Raw genomic sequence first — 16,024 nt, 5'->3', positions numbered from 1 at the left:
AATTTGCATCCATTAGTGTAGGGATTATGAGCAAGGCAGAGAGAACACGGCAATTTATCATAGAGAAAACAGCACCTATTTTCAATACCAAAGGGTATGCGGGCACCTCTATCGCTGATCTGACCAATGCCACGGGTTTAACCAAAGGCAGTATCTATGGCAACTTCACGAACAAAGACGAGGTAGCCCTGGCAGCTTTTGACTTCAACCTGCAGCAAGTACAAACCATTTTGAGGTCTGAAATACAGAAACAGGCTACCGCAAAAGAAAAATTGCTGGCCTACGTGCAGGTTTATAGCAATTTTCTAAAGTATCCTTTTCCTGCGGGTGGTTGTCCCATCCTGAACACCGCCATTGAAGCAGATGATACGCACGAGGCTTTAAGGAAAAAGGCCGCCGGGGCTATTAACGACTGGAAGGATAGCATCATTAAAGTGGTAAGCCAGGGAGTGGAGCAGCAGGAATTCAGCCCCTCGATAAATCCAGAGCAGGTTGCCCTGACCATCATCGCCATGATTGAAGGGGCCATGATGATCACCAAACTAACCGGCAAAACCAACTTCCGGAACGCCATCATGCAATCCGTTGAAAAATTAATTGAGGATCTTAAGTGATATTTTTTTGACCTTAAAAATACCAATCGGTATTATTTTGATGAGAAACGAAGCACTGGCCAAAGAGCAAATCCCCTCGGCAATAGGAGAACCGCTATCAGGGTTAGACTATTTCAAAGCTATTGCAGAGGGTGAAATCCCGTATCCGCCGCTGTTGGAAACCCTGCATTTCAGAGCGGTTTCCATACAGGAAAGGGAGGCCATCTTTGAGTTTCAGCCGCAGGTTTTTCATTACAACTCCATTGGAACAGTGCATGGCGGGGTGGTCTCTGCCCTCCTTGATACGGCAATGGGTGCCACGTTGCACACCATGCTTCCTGCCCACTTAAGCTACACTACCCTGGAGCTTAAAACCAACTTCTTGAAGGCCGTCACACTGGAGAGCGGCGTGCTGCGCGCAGTGGGGAAAATCATTCACAAAGGAAAAACCACCTCCTTCATCCAGGCTCAATTGCTCAATAAACAGGGTGAGGTCTTTGCCCATGGCGTGGGTACCTGTCTTATCATTAACCTTTAACAGAACCAATCATTATGAGAACTACCCAGAACACCGTTTTAATTACTGGCGGAAGCGCAGGCATCGGGTTTGAAATAGCCAAGCTGCTCAGCCAATCCGGCAACAAAGTCATTATCACGGGGCGGGATGAAAACCGCCTTCGGCTTGCCCACCAGGCGCTCCCAACCGTGGTGCCTATTCAATCTGATGTGAGTAAGGAGGCAGATGTGCAGGCACTGGTGGACCAGCTAAAGACCGAGTTCCCCCAGCTGAACATGGTGATCAATAACGCGGGCCGTGCGCTGGTGTATGATATCACCGAGGCCAACGGGGATGCCTACGGGAAAGCCTCTGAAGAAATGCACACCAATTACCTGTCGGTGGTGCGGTTAAACGAGCTGTTGCTGCCGGTTCTGAAAAAACAATCTGAAGCCGCCATTGTGAATGTGTCTTCCATTGTGGCATTTGTGCCAGGGCAACTGGTGGGGTATTCGGCTAGTAAGGCGGCCTTGCACTCCTATACCCAGGCGCTGCGTATCGCACTGGAAGGTAACTCGGCCATTAAGGTGTTTGAATTGATGCCGCCCCTGGTGAACACCGAGTTCTCGCAGGCAATTGGCGGGCACTTGGGCATCTCACCCGCCGCAGTGGCCCAGAATTTACTTCAAGCCATGGAGCAGGACCGCTTTGAAATAAGGGTGGGAGATACCGAGCAAATCTATCAACTCTACCTCTCCTCACCTGAAAGTGCCCTCCAAGCCATGAACAGCAGCAGAAAGGTACCTCAGCCTGCCGTCAACTAAGCATTCTCACCCATCCACCCAAACAAAAATTGATGCTTTGCCTGAGGTAGGCAGAACTGCATCATTTAACAATCACCCTTACACCAATTGAGGTAAAACATGAAGCGAGTTGTAGTTACGGGCCTGGGGGCGGTCACCCCTTTGGGAAATTCTGTGCAGGAGTTCTGGGCAAACCTATTGGCCGGTAAAAGCGGGGCCGGACTTATCACCAGGTTTGATGCGGCTAAGTTCAAGACCCGCTTCGCCTGCGAGGTAAAAGGGTTTGAGGCCGAGGCCTTCCTGGAGAAAAAGGAAAGCAGGAAATATGATTTGTTTACCCAGTATGCCATTGCCGCCAGCGACGAGGCCATTCTGGATGCCGGGCTGGATTTCAAAAAGATGTCTCAGGAGGAGCGGCACGAGGTAGGAGTGATCTGGGGATCGGGTAACGGGGGCATTGGTACGTTTGAGGAACAGCTTCAAGGGTACCACACCGGCGACGGTACGCCCCGGTTCAATCCCTTTTTCATCCCCAAGATGATTGTAGACATCGCTGCCGGTGTTATTTCCATCCGGAACCAGCTGTACGGGCCCAATTACTGCACGGTATCGGCCTGCGCTTCTTCCAATACGGCCATCATCAACGCATTTGACACCATCCGGATGGGCAAGGCCACGATCATGATTGCCGGAGGATCAGAGGCCGCCATCACCGCCTCCAGTGTAGGAGGCTTCAGCGCGGCACAGGCGTTGTCTAAGCGGAATGATGACCCTACCACTGCCTCCCGCCCCTTTGACCAGGACAGAGATGGATTTGTGGTGGGCGAAGGGGCCGGGGCCCTGGTATTGGAGGAATGGGAACACGCCGTCCGGAGAAACGCGCCTATTTATGCCGAACTAGTGGGAGGTGGCATGGCCGGTGATGCCTATCATTTAACTGGCACCTCACCCGACGGATTAGGGGCGGTTCTGGGGATGGAGCGGGCGTTGAAAGATGCCCAGGTTAGGCCCGAGCAGATAGATTACATCAACGCCCACGCTACCTCTACCGGCATTGGCGACCTGAGTGAGTTGCAGGGCATCAAGACCGTCTTTGGGGATCGGCCGGTAGCCATCAGCGCCACAAAGTCTATGACGGGCCATTTGCTGGGGGCGGCAGGTGCCATTGAAAGCATCATCTGTGTGCTCTCGGTGAAACATGATGTGATCCCGCCTACCATCAACACGCAGCAGGTAGATGAACAGGTTCCAGCTGGTTTAAACCTGGTGTTGGGGGAGGCAGTGCCGCAGAAAGTTGCGTACGCCCTCAACAATACCTTTGGCTTTGGGGGCCACACGGCCAGCTCTATTTTCAAGAAATACGCGGAGTAAGGCAGGCCTGATTGACTCCTTCCATTTAGGACCTGTTTTCCCAAAAATTGGCCCGAAACAAACGGTTGTGCTCTATCCATGGTTTACTGTAACCGGTTTTGTATCTTCCAAGAAACAAACCTAACCTATGGACCAGCGCATCATCAACCTTTTTGACGAGTACACCCACGCTCCGCTTACCCGTAAAGAGTTTCTCACCAGACTGGCCAAGCTGACGGGCAGCCTTACGCTGGCCATGTCGCTGTTGCCCATGCTGGAGAACAACTATGCCCAGGCCGCTACCGTGGATGACAAAGACCTCCTCCCTGAAGAAATCACCTATCCCGGGGCCGAGGGAGTGACCATGAGGGGTTTCCAGGTGCAGCCGAAAGGCAAGAAGAAGCTGGGCACGGTGATGGTGATCCATGAGAACCGGGGCCTGAATCCGCACATCAGGGATGTAACCATGCGGGTGGCGCAGGCAGGGTACCTGGCCCTGGCCCCGGATGCGTTGTCGCCGTACGGAGGTACGCCCGCCAACGAGGACGAGGCCCGTGCGTTGTTCTCCAAACTGGATACCCAGCAGAACCTCACCAATTTCCTGAAAGGGCTGGAGTACCTGCAGAAACATAAAAACGGCAACGGAAAAACCGGGGCCGTGGGCTTCTGCTGGGGCGGCGCTTTAGTGGGGCAGTTGGCCGTGCACTCTCCGGAACTGGATGCTGCGGTAGCCTACTATGGCCGTCAGCCGGAGGCCGTGGATGTACCTAAGATCAAAGCGGAGATGCTGCTGCACTACGGCGGACTGGACGAACGGGTGAACGCGGGCATCCCGGCGTTTGAGCAGGCCCTGAAAGCCGCCAACGTGAAGTATCAACTGAACGTGTACGAGGGAGCCAACCACGCTTTCAATAACAACACCTCACCAGCCCGCTACAACGAGGCCGCTGCCAAACTCGCCTGGGACCGTACGCTGGAGCTGTTCAATCGAAGGCTAAAATAGATCTATAGAATTCCTTCCAACAAAGAAAAGGGCGAAGCAGTAATCATCTGCTTCGCCCTTTTCTTTGTTGGGTTTTAAGTCTGTAAAACTTTAAATTTCAAGCCTGTAAAACTCTAAAGTAGAGTAAACCAGAAGGGTTCGTTTAGCTAATAAACCAGAGTAATTCAATCAGCTTTTCTTCCCTAAATCATAGTTGAACCCGATGGAGAGGGAACGCAGTGCCTTTTCTCCCCAGCCTTGTCCCCAATAATGGTCAAAAGTACGGCCAGTAAGGTTTCTTCTGAAAAGAAGGAAATCTGCTTTTCCGCTGAAACGCCTCCATATTCTGTAATTGAACCCAAATCCGGCCATGGCAAACACATCCATACCTTCATCCTGCACATCAAACTCAGTGGAAGTTTCATTGTTTACCGTCCGTTTTCTGTAATACCTGGTGGTACCGTAGGCAGGCATGACCGAGGCTGTCACGTAAATGGGTAAGCTCTTGTTGGCATTGATTAGGATGAGTTTGCTTGTTAGCAGCAATGCAATTACATGGGTGCGGGATTTGTCTTCATCTTCTGCCATCTCCCCACTTATAAGCTTGCTTGGTGGAAATTTATAATGATATCCACTTCCTCCATAAGCAATGCCGCCCTCCATAATTACCCTTTTGTTTAACCTGTATCCTAAATGGAGGCTTTTGGGAACAAAACTGGCATGCTGTAACAACGAGGGATTTTTTGGATGGTCATAAAAGAGATAGTACATGGTGAGGGGGAGCCCTACACCTATGTAGAATTTGTAATTCTTTGTTTTGGCAGAGTCAACTTCCTGGGCAGATAAGTTTAGTCCAGAAAGGAATAGCCATACTACTCCCATGTACTTGGCGTACTTCTTCATAGTTTTTCCTTGTATTATTTAATATTGGATAGATTATGAAGTAAGTACGCCAGTTATAGTATTTTATTGTTTGAAATAAACCTTAAAAGTTGAGCCTTGGCCTTCTTCGCTTTCCACGGTGATGTGGTCGCCGGAATTGTCCAGGATCTTTTTGACCAGGTACAAGCCTACGCCGGTACCCTCCACGTGGTCATGCACGCGTTTAAACATCCCAAAGATCTTGGTGAACTGACCGGGCGGAATACCCAACCCATTGTCTGACACCGACAGCACGTGCTCGCCGGTTTCTGAAAAATAGGTTTTGATGGTAACCTGCGGTGTTTTCTTAGGGTCTGCGTATTTAATGGCGTTAGAAACCAGGTTGTGCAGAATGCTCCGCAGGTTCTTGCGCGAGTAATGCAGATGGTCAAAGGCCAGGTCATCGGCGGTGATCTGGGCGTTGGTGGCTTTGATCAGTTGGCGGAGGTTCTCTTTCACCTCGGCAACCAAGCCCTGGATCTGAACGCTCTCTGATTGCTGCTTGCCCAGTTGCAGCCTGGTGACATCGGCCAGGTCAGAAATCACTTTTTTGAGGGTGCCAATGGAACCTTGCATGAGCGAAATAATCTGGCTGTGGTTCTCCACCTCAGAACCTAAATCTTCCTGCAGCGCGGTCAACAGGCCTTCCAGGTTGGCGATAGGGGACTTCAGGTCATGGGAGGCGGAATACACAAAGTTGTCCAGGTCATTGTTGATTCTCACCAGGTCCTTGTTTTTCTGCATCAGCTCCTCATTGCGGCGGCGCTCGGTCAGGTCACGGGTGATCTTGGCGTAACCCAGCAACCGTTTCTCTGAGTTGAAAATAGGCGTGAGCACCACGTTGGCCCAGAAAGCAGTACCATCTTTCCTGATGCGCCAGCCTTCGTCCTCAAACCGGCCGTTCTGCAGGGCCTGGGTCAACTCAAATTTAGGAAAGCCGTTTTCAATGGCCTCGCGGGTGTAGAACGTGGAGAAATGCTTGCCAATGATCTCGTCTGGTTTGTAGCCTTTGATGCGCTCAGCCCCCGTATTCCAGCTCATGATGATTCCTTCGGTGTTGAGCATGAGAATGGCGTAGTCCTGCACGCTGTCTATTAACAGGCGGGTTTTTTCCTCAGACTCCAGCAAATCGGCGTGCGTCTGGAAGAGCTGCTGTTCCAGTTGTTTTTTCTCGGTGAGGTCGCGGGTGATTTTTGAGAACCCCAGGAGCTCTTTCTTGCTGTTGTAAATGGCCGTGATGATCACGTTGGCCCAGAACGCCGAGCCGCCTTTACGGTAGCGCCAGCCTTCGTCCTCAAAGCGGCCGTGCTCGCGAGCCATCTTCAGCTCATATGCCGGAAAACCCTCCTCCAAAGCTTGCCGCGAGTAGAACTTACCGAAATACTTCCCGATGATCTCCTGGGCATTGTAGCCTTTGATTTTCTGCGCGCCCTGGTTCCAAGTGGCCACGTGTCCGGCGGGGTTCAGCATGAAAATAGCGTAATCTGCTACGCCCTCCACCAGCAGGCGGTATCTTTCCTCACTGTTTTTAAGTTCTTCGTAGACCCTGAACAAATCATCCTCGGCTTTTTTCCTTTCGGTTAAATCACGGGTGATTTTGGAAAAACCCAGTAGTTCCTTGTCCTGGTTGTAGATGGGGGAGATGATGACGTTGGCCCAAAAGGCAAGCCCGTCTTTACGGAAGCGCCAGCCCTCGTCCTCAAACTTACCCATGCGCAAAGCCTCCTTCAACTCATACGCCGGGTATTCCCTGTCTTTTGCCTCCTGGGAATAAAATATGGAAAAATGCTGTCCAATAATTTCCTCGGGTTCATATTGTTTCAAGGCCTTCGCTCCGGTATTCCAGGTGGTCACATGCCCGGTGGGGTCAAGGAGAAAAATTGCATAATCTGTGATGCTCTCCACCAATAATCGGTAGATGTCATCATTGGTGTTTTGCGGGAAGACAGGGGAGGCAAGCTCTGTTTCTGGGTTCATAAAAGTTGTTGGGGGCCTAAAATTTGGGTTTCGTGATCTATCCGCGGTTTGTGGTAGGTGTAAAACTAAACATTAGAAATTTTAAAACCTTATCATTTCTCAGTTGTTGTAGTTTAGGAGAAAACCTAGATTCTTTCCCATTCCTTTGTAGGTATAATCTTATTGTTACGCAGCTTTCCCTTAGAAGTTCGTACACATGACCGTACTTAGGATTTTTCAATTTTTTTTTGGGCATGAAGTCTGGCCTATAAACGGGGTAATTCAAGGTAGCCTTGCCTTATAGGGTAGGCCTCCTGGCTGTTGGTTACCTGATTTGTTTTTTTGGGCTGTTTTTAGGAAAACAGGCCAAATTGGGTCTGCCTGGGAAAAGCAGCGGGCAATTAGCCCCAGGTGAGGCGCCCCGGCCTTGGCGGATACATGGAGAAACTGTATTTTACAGCCGTTAACAACGAAACCAACCATGTCTTATACACCTTCGGACCAGCGCTACCAGGCGATGGAGTACCGCCGCTGCGGCAAGAGCGGCCTTAAATTGCCCGCGCTTTCTCTGGGCCTCTGGCACAACTTCGGGCACGTGGATGTGCTGCAGAATTCTCGCCAGATCCTGCATGATGCCTTTGACGCCGGCGTCACCCACTTTGACCTGGCCAACAACTACGGCCCGCCTCCCGGCTCCGCAGAGGAGAACTTCGGGAAAATCCTGCACGAGGATTTCCGGGGCTACCGTGATGAACTCATCATCTCTTCCAAGGCCGGCTATAAGATGTGGGAGGGACCGTACGGCGAGTGGGGTTCCCGCAAATACCTCATCTCCAGTCTGGACCAGAGTCTGAAACGCATGAAGCTGGACTACGTGGACATTTTCTACAGCCACCGCCCAGACCCCAACACCCCGCTGGAGGAGACCATGGGCGCGCTGGATTCCATTGTGCGACAAGGCAAGGCGCTGTACGTGGGCATCTCTAACTACGAAACCCCGGAGGCCACCCGTGCCATCCAGATTCTGAAGGAATTAGGCACACCCTGCCTCATCCACCAGCCTAAGTACTCCATGTTTGTGCGCTGGGTAGAAGAAAGCCTGCTGGACCTGCTGGAGCAGGAGGGAGTGGGCTGTATCCCGTTCTCGCCGCTGGCCCAGGGCTTGCTCACAAACAAATACCTCAAAGGCATTCCCGAGAACTCCCGCGCCGCCAAACCGCATGGTTTCCTGCAGGAGGGCGACATCACAGAGGCGCGTCTGAACCAGATCCGGCAGCTGAATGAATTAGCGGAGGGCCGCGGTCAGTCACTGGCGCAGATGGCGTTGGCCTGGCTTCTGAAAGACCCGCGGGTAACCTCGGTTCTGATTGGCGCCAGCACCCCGGCCCAGCTCGCCGATTCGCTCAAGTGCATGCAGAACACCCAGTTCTCGCAAGACGAGTTGGCCCGAATAGAAACCATCCTTCAATAAGTTTTTCCAGGTTTTAGGCTCGTTTTCTCAAAAGCAGGCGTAAAGCAACTAAACCTGTGAGGTTTCAGAATCCTCACAGGTTTTTATATGACCGGGCAAAACAGAAATCCCGGACATTAAAGATTGTATATTCCTTTACAAGAAATCTACCTTATGAAGCACCCCCTTACAAAGAGCAAATTCCTTTTCCTGCTGTTGGCCCTGGTGAGCCTGGCCTTGCCCTATAGGGCTGCTGCCGCCCCTAAACAGGAATTCTACCAACTCAAGATTTACCACCTCAAAGACCAGCAGCAGGAAGACCGTCTAGATAAATTCCTGAAAGACGCCTATCTGCCCGCCTTACACCGGGCCGGCGTAGCCAAAGTGGGAGTGTTCAAACCCGCCGCTGACCAGGCCAATCCATCGGCAGCGCCCGCCGAGAAACTGGTGTATGTCTTCATCCCGTTCAAGGCTGCGGACCAGGTGTTCAAGGTAGAGGAGAAACTGAAGAAGGATAAAACCTACGCCACAGCGGGGCAGGAGTACCTGGAGGCGGCGTTCAACAACCCTGTGTACCAGCGCATAGAAGTGGTTTTGATGCAGGCTTTCACCGGTATGCCCCTTTTCTCGGCGCCCAAACTGAACGGGACGCCCGCAGACCGCATCTATGAACTGCGCAGCTACGAAGCCGCCTCCGAGAAACTGCACGAGAACAAAGTGGCTATGTTCAACAACGGCGAGATGGAAATTTTTAGCCGTCTGGGCTTCAACCCGGTGTTCTACGCGCAGGTAAAGGCCGGCAGCAAAATGCCCAACCTCATGTACATGACCTCGTTTGACAACATCGCCTCACGCGAGGAAAAGTGGAAAGCCTTTGGGGCCGACCCTGCCTGGAAAAAGATGGTCTCCGCGCCAGAGTACGCGAACAACTTTCTCCGCGCCGATATCTACCTGCTACACCCCACGGCTTACTCAGAAATCTAAGTTTTTCCTGCCGTTTCTGTCTTTTAGTTTCAGAGGCATTTTCAGAAAACAGGCACAAAACAGAGAGGCCTTCCTCAACATCTGGGGAAGGCCTCTCTGTTTTTAGGGTGATTTTTGGAAAACCGTCTAAAAAGAAGAAGTGCTTACTGCCTATTCAATGGCTTTGATAAACCGCTGCACAGCCCGGTAAGTGGGGCCTTTCCTGGCCATAAGGTACTGGAAAAGGAAGATGCCCGTGCAGGAGCAGAGAATCCCGAAGAGCACATCCAGGATGTAGTGGTGAGAGGTGTAGACTGCCGCAAACCAGATGCCCACCATGATGGTCGCGAAGATGATATTGACGCTTTTCAGCCGGGTTTTGATACCGTAGAACACCACGATCAAAGGGTACGCGGAGTGCAGCGATGGCATGGCCGCGAATACGTTGGAGCCTTTGGCGTACATCCCCCGGAACAGGTCTATCCCGAAGAAGGCATCAAAGCGGGCCAAGCCGGCCATGTTGCCCGGGGTTTTAGGGATGAACTCAAATCCATGCAGCTGCACGTACCAGGGCGGCGCGGCCGGGTACAGGTAATAGGCCACAAAGCCCAAGAGGTTCACCAGCAGAAAGGTGAGCGAGAAATAGGTGAACTGCGTCCGGTCTCTGAAGAATAGAAACGCGGCAAAGCCCATGGGCACGGGCACCCAGCACAGGTAAAATACCCCAGATAGCACATCCAGCACAGTGTGGTGGTGCTGGGCCCAGTACTCATTCGGCGTGAGCAGCACGCCACCGGAGACTATCCCGAAGAGGGCTTTCTCCGCCTCGTACAGATCCTGGATGTGCACCTGGTTGAACCAGTAGTTGGGGAAAGCCTTCATGTAATCATACAAGACCCAGAAGACCATAAAAATGGTGAAGCCCACCGCAAACTTGCGGGTAATGGGGGAGAGATAGTATAAAGATGTAAACAGGGCCACCAACAGCAACTGGTCTGTCTTGAACCCGATGAGTACGTAAGAGAGCAGCAGGTAGGCCAGGGAGATGGCCGTGATCCAGAGGGTTGCTTTAAGGGGTACGCTGGTGTCTTTTCTGTTTTCTACCGTGGAAGTAGTACGCATGTTATTTTTTGATAAAATCAGAGCCAAATACCTTGTCCCACAGGGCCGAGCTTACGCCGTAGCCGCGGGTGGCATCTGAGTAATGGTGCAGCATGTGGTGCTTCTTCAGCTTTTTCCAGAACTCACTTTTGAAATTGAAATGGTGCAGCGCGTAGTGCGAAATGTCATACACCAGGTAGCCGGTCAAGAAGGCGGCAAAGAAAGCGTGGAGCGGACCGCCGCTCAAAAACAGCCGGAAGAACAGGTACAGAATGGTGGCCATGGGAATACTGGCCGAAGGCGGCATCACCAGGCGTTTGGCATCATTGGGATAGTCATGGTGCACGCCGTGAAAGATGAAGTGCAGCCGCAACGCCCAGGGTGCCTTGGGCACGAAGTGAAACACGAACCGATGCAGCAGGTACTCAGACAGCGTCCAGACCACCAGCCCCACCGCGTAATAACCCACAAAGGAGAGGAGGGGAAGGTGTTGCCGGAACAGGGCGTCATAGATGAGGAAGCAGATCACCGGCACGTAGATGTACAGTGGCACCGTGAAATGCACCTTGGAGAGGGCTTCCATCCAGTCGGCTTTGAACATGCGGGTGGATTCAGTGGAGTTGGAGACATAGTTCTTTTTCATAAAACTGAAAAATTATGGTTTGAACCGTTCTACAATTTCTTTTCCGGTGGCGGTTTCCCGCCCTTTAAACTCGGCATAGACTACGTTAGGTACCCAGAACGAGCCACCCTCAATCCGCACAAACACCCGGTCCAGGACCGCCTGTTTCTTGTTGACGGGGGCGTACACATGGAACCTGCCATCGGGGCCCTTCTGTAAGGTAAACGTGCGCTTGCCATAAGAGACAAACTTAAGTTCGTATTTCTCGGCGCTTATTTTACGTACGTTCAGGCCGTAGGCAAACTTGCGCTGAATGAAGTTGAGGTCCTGTTTGTTCCCGCCATCGGCGTACCTGATCCAGTAGATTTTCACCGGCTCAGCCTCAATCAAACCTCCTTTACTGTCCAAGTTCAGCTCGTACACAATGGTGTTGGGGTTGGGGTCGCGCTGCACGTAGAACAGCATGTTGGCGATGCCTTTGGGCGTAGGCAGCTCCTGACCCTTGTTGGTTTTAAGCGTTTCCTGCGAAAACGCCGGTAAAACGCTGGTGCCCACCAAGACCATCAAAGCCAAAAAGTAAAAGAGGAATCTTTCCATTTCCTATCAACACCTATTTCCCAGACAAGTTCTCTTTCTCTATCAGTGCCTTTTTCGCGTCCAGTAATCTGTTGAAAGCCGTGATGTTGGTCATGACCGCCAGCACCGCCAGCGGAAACGTAAACACTGACATGGTCTCAAACACCTGCACCTGGGTGCCCGGGAACATGACCCGGTAGTTCCCGCCTATCCAGGTGGCCAGCACCCCGCAGAGGATACTGGATAACCCGATCAGCACCACGCGCTCCGGCCTTTGCATGAGACCGCCCTTGCATTCCACGCCCAGCCCCTCGGCCCGGGCCCGGGTGTAACTCACCATCATGGAGCCTATCATGGCCACAAAGGCCAGGAGCGAACTCAGGAAATAATGGTGCGCCACCAGGTAGTAGCAGATGCCCAGGAACATGATCAGTTCTGAGTACCGATCTACCACTGAGTCAAACAGGGCACCGTACGGAGAGCTCATCTTCCCGATGCGGGCCACCTGGCCGTCCAGCATGTCAAACAAACCAGCGAACAGAATGAGGAAACCGGCCCAACCCACGTAGCTCAGATCGCCGCGGTTGCCCTTCTCGCCGCCCAGGATAAAAATCACCGCCACGCCAATGTTCAGCAGGAAACCGGTGATGGTAACGGTGTTGGGGGTGAACCCCAGGGAGATGATAAACTTTACAAACGGATTTATAATCTTGTAGATGCCCTTTTGCAGGGCGTCTCTGGTGGTGCTTTTAGGCAGGGTACTCTCCATGCTTTCTCCTTGATTCTTAGAAATCGAACTTAAAACGGCCTCTGATGCCTATCTCAGAAACATCTGGGTGGTTAAGGTAAGACAGGCGTTTCACCACGTCTACCCTGAAGAACTTGAACAGATTGCCCACGCCCACGCTAGCCTCCACGTAAGGTTTTTTGTCCAGCGTGTAGGTGATGGGCAGCCCGGTGGCATAGGCCGGGAAGGCAAGCAGGTCTTTGTTGTTGGCCGGGTTGTTTTCTTCCCGCACCTTGCCGTACAGCACTTTCACGGTGGCAAACTCACGCAGCTTGGTCTTTCTCACCAAAGGCAGTTTGTTGAAGATGAAGCCGTTGAAACAATGGTCAATGTTGATGCTGGCGTACTGGTCACTCACAAACTCCAGGAAGTTCATGAGGTTGTAAGACTGGATCTGGTACGAGTACGTCTGGTTGGCCCGGTGAATGGCCAGTAACGGAAACGGCACCTGCCCGAAGATGTAGCCGCCCTCAGTGATCACGTCTGAGTATCCAAACTGCGACAGGTAGAAGCGCTTGGTGATGTTCAGCGTGAGGCTCTGGTAGTCATAGTCTCCGTTGAAGAGGCCTTTTACCCCGGCGGCCGCCCGCAAGGTGAAAATAGGATAGCGGTTCACGATAGGGTAGCGGTACAGTTTGCCCTGGGCGAAGTTCTCATTGGGTGCCCAGCGCAGCTCCAGCCTCACCTCAGAGGTGGTGATGTTTTCTACTATCTCTTTCTCTGTGCCGGGATTACCCTCGGTAGGAGGAGTGTAATTAGCCTTGTAATACTCCAGGCTGCCGGCCGGGGTCTGCTCCCAGTTTTTGAACCCCACCCTGAAAGACATATGGTTTCTGAACTCGTGCAGGTAGTCCACGTTGTAGGTCTCGTTGTAGAGCCATTTGTCATTGGTACCGCGCTTGAATGACAGCAGGAAATTGTCTTCCTGCACAAACTGCAGGTCCTGCCCCGGGATTTTGGTGTCTTTTTGGTAATTCACGCGTAAAGCGCGCACCGGAAACTCAAAGATGGAGCGGTCTGTGAGTGAGTAGGTGCCACCCAGAAAATACTTCCATTGCTTGTCTTTGAACCCGTAGGCGGCGTAGGTCTCAAACATCATCTTCTTGCTGAAGGTGGTGGTGGTTCTACCCCCGGCCCGCAGCCTGAAGCCCTCTACCGGGTTGAAGCTGTAGAACGTGTTCACCGGCCCGATCTCAAAGTTTGGACCCGCCTGCTTGTAGCCCGCAATGAACATGGTGGCAATATCCAGCGTCCGTTTGAAGGACCGGGTGTTCCTGAGTGAATCAATGCTCTGGTAGGTGTTGGCCTCTGTGAGGGAAAGGGCGTCATGGCGGTTGGCGACCCAGAACTCATCATCGTGGCGCTCGGCAGACTCGGTTTTGGTCAGGGATTCGCCTTCGTAGAAGCTTTCTGGTCTGGGCTGGTTTACCCTGAAGTCGCGGAAAGAAACAGTTCGCTCGCCGTAAACGCCGCCTTTGCTGTTCTGCGTGGCCGCAAACTGAGACCGGAACACACTTTTGCTTAAATTGTAGCGGCCGTTAGCCAGGCGGTTAAAATCAAGGTTGATGTGCAGGTCGCGCACCCAGTTGATGTTAACTTTCTTGCCCACTTCCATGTCTACCTTCTGCACGGCGTAGTTGCCGTCCATGGTCACGTACAGCTTGCCGGTGAACAGGAAATCGGTCTCGTTCTTGGGGCTGAAGGAAAGCTCAGTGAGTTTCTGGCCGTCTACCACCACGGTATCGGTGATGTAGAAACGGTAGAACGTAGGGGCCAGGTCGGCAATAGGGCTCAGGAACTGGTTCGTGAGGATATTGATGTTGTTCTTGTAGATGTCAATGTCCTGGTACATGTGCTTCACGTAGGCATTGACCACCACAAACTCCCCGAAATCCACTTTCTTCTCGGCCTGGATTATGGTTTTCCTCTTTTCGGGGTCTTTTCGGTAAAACTGCTGCGAAATAGACTCCTGCAGGTACAACGGAAGAACGGCGGTGCCCTCCAGTTTGGAGGTGTCTATGTTCTTCATGATGAAGTCGTACTTCTTGAAGAGGATGTTGCTTTTGAGTTTCTCCGGCGAGTTGCTCAGGGCCAGCTGCAGCTTGTCATACTGCTGGTACTGCACGTAGTCATAGCTCTCCAGACGGTTCTTGTCTTTGTTGTCTACCACCAACCTGATGAGGTCCACTGCCGGGTTGTTCTTGTTGCTGTAGTTGCGGCTGCGGCCCTTGATAACCACTTCCTTCAGCCTTTTTGACTCACTTTCCAGTTTCACGTTCAAAACCTTGCTCTCGCCCGGGGCAATTTCCACGGTCTTGGTTTTATAGCCCAGGTAGGTGAACTGGATTCTGGTGACAACCTGGTTTGTTCTGAGGGAAAAGTTCCCCTCCACATCGGAGCTGGTGCCCTGCGTGGTGCCGGGCAGAAATATAGACACACCTATCAAGGGCTCGTTGGTAACGGCGTCTTTGATGGTTCCTTTGATAACTGTAGGGGCACTCTGGGCTTGAACAGCGTTGAAATTTACTCCAATAGCTAGAAAGGCTAAGCAGTAAACCAGTATATGTAAAGTGCTGACATATACATTCTTATTTGAATACATATCTCTTTTGTTGAATATAATTGTAAGAAAAACCTACCAGCAGCGAGACGAAGACCTTGGAAAAGATGTAGTTCAGGCCCAGGTAATGGGTGAAGGCAAATACCCCTGAGGCATTGAGAATCAGGCTTCCGTTCCAAACAATAAAGTATTTGGTGGCTTGGGTAGGTAAGTTTTTGTGGGTGGCATGAAATACCCAGGTTCTACTGATGGTGAAATGCGTGATTCCGCCAGCCATAGTACCCAGAACGGTAGCGCCTACATACCAGAGTCCTAAGAGTTCAACGGCGATGATGGTCACCAGAAAATCGGTGCCCGAGGCAATTAGGGAAGCCGCTTGGGACTTCAGAAAGGTGAGCATTTAGAAAAGGTCGAAGTACAAGCAAATTTGCAAGATCACGTTAGCGTATATTCCGGAAACCACATCGTCCAGCATCACTCCCCATCCTCCGGCTAACTTCTCTGTTCTTCTTATATAGAAGGGTTTCACAATGTCAAAAAAACGGAACAAGACCAGGGCCGCCAATACGTAAGGTACCGTCACCGGCAAAAACAGCAGGCTGATGCACATGCCCGCCACCTCGTCTATGACTACTTTTTTGTCGTCTTTGCCCCAATAGGGTTCCACTTCATTGGCAGACCACACGCCCAACGCCGTGATCAGGAACGTGACGATGGCTTGCCAGAGAACAAGCCCATCTCCACCGCCGGACCAGAGATACCAGCAAAGGCAGGTGGCCACTGCGGCCACGGTACCTCCGCCTTTGCCTACATACCCTATGCCCAGGCTGGTGGAAATGAGTTTGTGCAGTTGAATCATACAGT

General features: G+C 51.9%; 16 protein-coding genes. 7 read left to right on the top strand and 9 right to left on the bottom strand.

What is annotated here, in order from left to right; all coding sequences use genetic code 11:
• Positions 1-26: 26 nt before the first annotated feature.
• The 5 genes from J3P35_RS16845 to J3P35_RS16825 all read left to right on the top strand — a co-directional run bounded on the left by J3P35_RS16845 (position 27) and on the right by J3P35_RS16825 (position 4,245).
• Positions 27-614 (top strand): TetR/AcrR family transcriptional regulator, encoded by a 588-nt coding sequence (locus J3P35_RS16845; protein WP_210465839.1) that lies wholly within the window; start codon positions 27-29, stop codon positions 612-614.
• Positions 615-654: 40 nt separating this feature from the next.
• Positions 655-1,131 carry a PaaI family thioesterase gene (locus J3P35_RS16840; RefSeq protein WP_210465838.1) on the top strand — a complete coding sequence of 159 codons (477 nt, stop codon included), beginning with the start codon at positions 655-657 and terminating at the stop codon, positions 1,129-1,131.
• Between the two features lie 14 nt (positions 1,132-1,145).
• On the top strand, positions 1,146-1,913 hold the full coding sequence (locus J3P35_RS16835) for an SDR family oxidoreductase (RefSeq protein WP_210465837.1): 768 nt from the start codon (positions 1,146-1,148) through the stop codon (positions 1,911-1,913).
• Positions 1,914-2,012: 99 nt separating this feature from the next.
• On the top strand, positions 2,013-3,263 hold the full coding sequence (gene fabF / locus J3P35_RS16830) for a beta-ketoacyl-ACP synthase II (protein WP_210465836.1): 1,251 nt from the start codon (positions 2,013-2,015) through the stop codon (positions 3,261-3,263).
• Positions 3,264-3,390: 127 nt separating this feature from the next.
• Complete coding sequence (locus J3P35_RS16825; RefSeq protein ID WP_210465835.1) at positions 3,391-4,245, top strand: dienelactone hydrolase family protein; 855 nt, start codon at positions 3,391-3,393, stop codon at positions 4,243-4,245.
• 168 nt (positions 4,246-4,413) lie between these two features.
• Here the strand turns inward: J3P35_RS16825 and J3P35_RS16820 are convergent, their stop codons facing one another.
• Complete coding sequence (locus J3P35_RS16820; protein ID WP_210465834.1) at positions 4,414-5,127, bottom strand: outer membrane beta-barrel protein; 714 nt, start codon at positions 5,125-5,127, stop codon at positions 4,414-4,416.
• 63 nt (positions 5,128-5,190) lie between these two features.
• On the bottom strand, positions 5,191-7,122 hold the full coding sequence (locus J3P35_RS16815; RefSeq protein ID WP_210465833.1) for a PAS domain-containing sensor histidine kinase: 1,932 nt from the start codon (positions 7,120-7,122) through the stop codon (positions 5,191-5,193).
• Between the two features lie 460 nt (positions 7,123-7,582).
• Between J3P35_RS16815 and mgrA the strand changes: the two genes are divergently transcribed.
• Both mgrA and J3P35_RS16805 read left to right on the top strand, forming a co-directional pair.
• The gene (gene mgrA / locus J3P35_RS16810) at positions 7,583-8,572 is read left to right on the top strand and encodes an L-glyceraldehyde 3-phosphate reductase (RefSeq protein WP_210465832.1); all 990 of its coding nucleotides are present in this window, start codon (positions 7,583-7,585) and stop codon (positions 8,570-8,572) included.
• A 153-nt stretch (positions 8,573-8,725) separates the two neighbouring features.
• On the top strand, positions 8,726-9,535 hold the full coding sequence (locus J3P35_RS16805) for an NIPSNAP family protein (RefSeq protein WP_210465831.1): 810 nt from the start codon (positions 8,726-8,728) through the stop codon (positions 9,533-9,535).
• 150 nt (positions 9,536-9,685) lie between these two features.
• On the opposite strand, the gene J3P35_RS16800 is transcribed toward J3P35_RS16805, so the two are convergent.
• The 7 genes from J3P35_RS16800 to J3P35_RS16770 are packed head-to-tail and all read right to left on the bottom strand — an operon-like array spanning position 9,686 to position 16,019.
• Complete coding sequence (locus J3P35_RS16800) at positions 9,686-10,636, bottom strand: phosphatase PAP2 family protein (protein WP_210465830.1); 951 nt, start codon at positions 10,634-10,636, stop codon at positions 9,686-9,688.
• A 1-nt stretch (position 10,637) separates the two neighbouring features.
• Positions 10,638-11,258 (bottom strand): sterol desaturase family protein, encoded by a 621-nt coding sequence (locus J3P35_RS16795; RefSeq protein ID WP_210465829.1) that lies wholly within the window; start codon positions 11,256-11,258, stop codon positions 10,638-10,640.
• A gap of 12 nt (positions 11,259-11,270) precedes the next feature.
• Complete coding sequence (locus J3P35_RS16790; protein ID WP_210465828.1) at positions 11,271-11,834, bottom strand: DUF4833 domain-containing protein; 564 nt, start codon at positions 11,832-11,834, stop codon at positions 11,271-11,273.
• Positions 11,835-11,847: 13 nt separating this feature from the next.
• The gene (locus J3P35_RS16785) at positions 11,848-12,582 is read right to left on the bottom strand and encodes a CDP-alcohol phosphatidyltransferase family protein (RefSeq protein WP_210465827.1); all 735 of its coding nucleotides are present in this window, start codon (positions 12,580-12,582) and stop codon (positions 11,848-11,850) included.
• A 16-nt stretch (positions 12,583-12,598) separates the two neighbouring features.
• Positions 12,599-15,202, bottom strand: a complete 2,604-nt coding sequence (locus J3P35_RS16780) for a DUF5686 and carboxypeptidase-like regulatory domain-containing protein (RefSeq protein ID WP_210465826.1) — start codon at positions 15,200-15,202, stop codon at positions 12,599-12,601.
• The gene (locus J3P35_RS16775; RefSeq protein ID WP_210465825.1) at positions 15,189-15,560 is read right to left on the bottom strand and encodes a GtrA family protein; all 372 of its coding nucleotides are present in this window, start codon (positions 15,558-15,560) and stop codon (positions 15,189-15,191) included. The genes J3P35_RS16780 and J3P35_RS16775 overlap by 14 nt, the downstream gene beginning before the upstream one ends.
• Positions 15,561-16,019, bottom strand: coding sequence for a phosphatidylglycerophosphatase A family protein (locus tag J3P35_RS16770; RefSeq protein ID WP_210465824.1), 459 nt, complete (start codon positions 16,017-16,019; stop codon positions 15,561-15,563).
• Positions 16,020-16,024 lie beyond the last annotated feature (5 nt).

This window comes from Rufibacter roseolus (assembly GCF_017916365.1).
In the GTDB taxonomy this organism is placed as follows: domain Bacteria; phylum Bacteroidota; class Bacteroidia; order Cytophagales; family Hymenobacteraceae; genus Nibribacter; species Nibribacter roseolus.
Note: the sequence above shows the minus strand (reverse complement) of the source record. Positions and strands in the feature narration are given on the sequence as shown.